This window comes from Faecalibacterium sp. An192 (assembly GCF_002160175.1).
Taxonomy (GTDB): domain Bacteria; phylum Bacillota; class Clostridia; order Oscillospirales; family Ruminococcaceae; genus Faecalibacterium.
Genome location: NZ_NFKB01000106.1, coordinates 1 through 3,467, shown reverse-complemented (window position 1 = coordinate 3,467; position 3,467 = coordinate 1). Strand labels below are relative to the sequence as shown.

Sequence of the window (3,467 nt, the reverse complement as noted above, 5' to 3'; positions counted from 1 at the left end):
GGTTTCAGTATACCTCACAAGCGTACTTTAACCTGACTAAAGAATACGGTATTACGCCGTCTATGTCAAGACGGGGAAATTGCTATGACAATGCAATGGCAGAAAATTTCTTTGGCATTCTGAAAACCGAATGTATCTACCGCCAAAAGCTCAAGACATTTCAGCAGGCCAACGATCTGATCGACGAGTACATCCACTTCTATAACCACGAGCGGCTCCAGACAAAGACTGGCCTGGCTCCGCTCTCGCTTCGCCAGGCCAGTCTTTGATTCGCTTGTTCTACCCCTTGCAGGCCTCTTTTTTGTACTGTCCGCACAATATGGGGCGGTTCAAACCTCGGGTTTAGAGCCGCTTTGTTCTTTATGAGGAAAGGAGAGTGCTCTTTTTCTCAATCTGATTGTGACTGGCAAAACATCCGATGTTCAGGCCATTGGAAAGGCGCTGGACAGCACCAAACACCAGGACGGGTCATAGAATGAGGCCATAGACAGCAGCAATGCCGTAATGAATGACAACGGCCCGGATCAAATCGCTGGAACATTCAGCAGGAAGAAACCAGAAAACAATATTTTTAGTGGCTGCATGTGTCTGATTGGTTTTCCGGATCAATAAAAACACAAAGTAAAGTATAGCACACAACAGTCATCCGGCCAGACAGGTTTCATCGCCTTGTACCTGTCCGATCGAGAGGATCGCAGTAATTATCGATTTCACCTCTGATAGACCCCAATTCCCATGGTCGGCATTGCGATTGCAAGAATCACCCCTGACAACACTGCAAACCAGATGGCAGCTTTTTCATGGGACACCTCTGATAAATCAGTCTGACTTTTTGGCCGGAGCAGCCATGGATCCGGTTTGTATGTCGAAGGTTTTGTCTTGGTATCGCTTTTCATGGAAGACGAGCCGCCATTCCACACGATCAACGGGATCAAAATGCAGACTGGAGCAGGCAGCGCCAAGTTTGCCCTGGGCGGCAGGCTGTCCGCATACGATAGCAGTGGGACCATCGGCTCCGCCGATGATGCCGATCACAAGGGCATCGTTGAGGACGGTAGGTTCAAATGGTTTGCTCGGGCAAGGTTTTGGTCTGGGGCGGTCCCCGTCGGAGCAGTCCGCTACATCCAGATCGCCGCCCGAAAATTCCGGTGTGACTGTATAACTCATAAAGTGATAATGGGTGGGATGCTCCATATCCTGCATCATCCGGCTGGTTTCCAGAATCTGCTTCTCGTATTCCTGTACCGTCAGGGTGTATTCCGTACCACCTTCAGGGTAAACAAAAGAGAAGGTGTCGCCGGACTTTTCTACCTGGAAATGCGGGCCAGGAATGGAAACTTCCTGCTGTACCATGGTCACCGACAGATGCTTGATCTCAGGCTTTTTCCTGGTTGCCCAGGGATAGCTGAAGCGGTGGATGACCCATCCGAACGCTGTGTCGAGCTGATAGTGAGCAATCACCTGTTTGGAATCCTGCTCTGCCTCGGCTGCAGATCTGCCTGGCAGACAGGGAATGTATGACATCTCACAGCCATGGGAAAAACAGAGCTCTTTGCCGTTCAGCCGAAGGATTGGACGGAAATCCATACACATGGGATTGTCCAACTCCATCTGCATCCGCTGTTCCCGGGTGAACTGCTCTTCGTCAGCATCTGCACACAGATGCCACTTGTCCATGAAGGAAAGGATGTCCGCAGGCTCGACCTGCATACAGAAATCAACCACCAGTCCCTTGGAGCAGGAATAGACAGAAGGGATGATCCAATGTCGTCCGGTCCAATCAAACTGCATATTTACGGCGATTTCTTTACCGGGCCGCTGGCTCTTCGGATGGCCCCAGAAGCTGCCGTCAAAGGTTACTTTCCACTGAGGAGCTTCCTTTGGCACGGCGGGGTTCATGTCCTCGTCATAGTAATCCTCTGTATAAGGAATAGCAGAAAGATCGAACTCTGCCTGGAGCTTCTTTACATAGTGAAAGGCGTCTTCCATTGGTTCAAGGCTGGTTTTTGACCGTATGGCATCCAGCACGGCCTGCTGCTCAGGTGTCGCGGGACAATCCATGAGGAAGGCTTTGTATTGTTCCTCATCCCATGCATAACATTGTTCCAGAGCGGCCATATCCGTGCAGGACAGAAGCAGCCGCAGCAGATCCTCGAAATTTCGGGCAATGGGATGTACATAATCTCCGACATTCATCGGGCTGACTGCAAAGATCATATCCCCAAAACCACGGATGGTGCAGTAGTGGATTCCATCCACACCGGCCCAGCCAAGAACCTTGGCTCCCTTTGGAGTACAGAAATAAGGAATGAACGCTCCATTGGTCTCCCAACCCAAGGGGGCCAGGTCAATGCCTTTCTTCAAAAACGCTTGATAGGCGAGTGCCATTTTGTTTCAACCTCTCTTTATCAGTGGAATCTTTGTTTCTGTAGAAATCAATCCATGAACTGGTATGTTGCGACTTTTTCGGAAAGCAGTCGGGACAGACTGGCAACATCGCCTTGTACCAAATCCTGCTTCTGCAAAAGGGTGACGCGCTGCCCGAACACAAGAAGCAGAGCGTCTTCTGTTTCCCATGCAGATTCAAAGTCACTGTATGGAACAAACTCTGTCTCGCCTTTTTCTGAAAGGGTCATTCCCTGATCCGAGAAAGACACAGCAGGAACAGGACTTTCCGGAGTTTGATCTTTCCCTTCCAGAAGCAGCCGGGCTGAGCGGTCGAATGGCTTTTCACGGTTCTTTCTGGTTGCCCATAACCCGCTGATACCCAGTACAATGGCGGCTGCGCCTGCCACCAAGGGAACCAACAGTTCCTTTGGCTCCATAAGACCGGGCACAACCAGAATCACCCCCGCCGCCAGACAGAGGACGCTGAACAGCCTGGTGCGCAGCCGGCTCCGACTGAGTCCTTGAGAGGGGGAGGGAAGGCGGTCAATGTGACGCCACATGTTGGGATAGCGCTGCCGGGAAAGATATTCTGACCTTTTTTCAAGTGCTTTGCTCACCTGGGGCAGAAGACGGCTGATATCATAGGAACTGATTTGAAACAGGTAGGGATCGTCGCAATGGCTGGATTTCATCTTTATCACCTTCCGGGCTGTATGGCTGTGTCGTTTGCAAGTCGATCTGCTGGAAATGTGGTGCTGTTTCTATTGTGCCATATACCGCTGATTTTGGCCAGAGATTTCTCTTTGTCTTGTAAACGAACCAGCACTGCATTTTTGGGCACAGATTAAAAAATTTTTTGCGATCATACCACAGGGGTGGGAAGCCGAAACCGCAGGAGTAGTGCGGAAAAATCGGATGTTCTGTGCTGCGCCCCTGTATCAATAATGAAGAGCCGGGTTCCGAGGAAGTGATGAACCGCCCCATATTGTGCGGACAGTACAAAAAAGAGGCCTGCAAGGGGTAGAACAAGCGAATCAAAGACTGGCCTGGCGAAGCGAGAGCGGAGCCAGGCCAGTCTT

General features: G+C 50.8%; 4 protein-coding genes. 1 reads left to right on the top strand and 3 read right to left on the bottom strand.

The features are described from left to right. The coding region (locus B5F27_RS15930; protein ID WP_144066563.1) for an IS3 family transposase at positions 1-269 on the top strand (269 nt) is incomplete at its 5' end. A 550-nt stretch (positions 270-819) separates the two neighbouring features. Here B5F27_RS15930 and B5F27_RS15925 read toward each other — a convergent pair. The 3 genes from B5F27_RS15925 to B5F27_RS17065 form a co-directional block, all read right to left on the bottom strand. Beyond that, positions 820-2,388, bottom strand: a complete 1,569-nt coding sequence (locus B5F27_RS15925) for a hypothetical protein (protein WP_087369029.1) — start codon at positions 2,386-2,388, stop codon at positions 820-822. A gap of 47 nt (positions 2,389-2,435) precedes the next feature. After that, positions 2,436-3,080 carry a YcxB family protein gene (locus tag B5F27_RS15920; protein WP_087369028.1) on the bottom strand — a complete coding sequence of 215 codons (645 nt, stop codon included), beginning with the start codon at positions 3,078-3,080 and terminating at the stop codon, positions 2,436-2,438. Then, the coding region (locus tag B5F27_RS17065; RefSeq protein WP_206423023.1) for a hypothetical protein at positions 3,028-3,467 on the bottom strand (440 nt) is incomplete at its 5' end. The genes B5F27_RS15920 and B5F27_RS17065, both read right to left, overlap by 53 nt.

What these genes read in the sequence shown, in the direction of transcription:
- B5F27_RS15925 (WP_087369029.1), bottom strand. Translation starts at nt 2,388, where the DNA reads ATGGCACTCGCCTATCAAGCGTTTTTGAAGAAAGGCATTGACCTGGCC.
- B5F27_RS15920 (WP_087369028.1), bottom strand. Translation starts at nt 3,080, where the DNA reads ATGAAATCCAGCCATTGCGACGATCCCTACCTGTTTCAAATCAGTTCC.